The sequence below is a fragment of the Streptomyces sporangiiformans genome (assembly GCF_005768555.2).
Taxonomy (GTDB): Bacteria; Actinomycetota; Actinomycetes; order Streptomycetales; family Streptomycetaceae; genus Streptomyces; species Streptomyces sporangiiformans.
In genome coordinates, this window is record NZ_VCHX02000193.1 from 1 (window position 1) to 590 (window position 590).

At 61.5% G+C, this 590-nt stretch carries 1 protein-coding gene; it reads left to right on the plus strand.

The window, feature by feature from the left end; genetic code table 11:
• On the plus strand, nucleotides 1–590 hold a 590-nt coding region (locus FGD71_RS34840), incomplete at both ends, for a cbb3-type cytochrome c oxidase subunit I (protein WP_181359329.1).

Here is a 590-nt window from a genome sequence, read left to right on the forward strand (position 1 = left end):
CACCTCTTCTGGTTCTTCGGCCATCCAGAGGTGTACATCATCGCCCTGCCGTTCTTCGGGATCATCTCCGAGGTCATCCCGGTCTTCTCCCGCAAGCCGATGTTCGGCTACACCACGCTGGTCGCCGCGACCATCGCGATCGCCGGTCTGAGTGTGACGGTGTGGGCGCACCACATGTACGTCACCGGCGGGGTGCTGCTGCCGTTCTTCTCCTTCATGACGTTCCTGATCGCCGTGCCCACGGGCGTGAAGTTCTTCAACTGGATCGGCACCATGTGGAAGGGGTCCTTGAGTTTCGAGACGCCGATGCTGTGGGCGACCGGCTTCCTGATCACCTTCACCTTCGGTGGTCTGACCGGTGTGATCCTGGCCTCGCCGCCGCTGGACTTCCACGTCTCCGACTCGTACTTCGTGGTGGCGCACTTCCACTACGTGGTGTTCGGCACCGTGGTGTTCGCGATGTTCTCCGGCTTCCACTTCTGGTGGCCGAAGATGACGGGCAAGATGCTCGACGAACGACTCGGCAAGATCACCTTCTGGACGCTGTTCATCGGCTTCCACGGCACCTTCCTCGTCCAGCACTGGCTGGG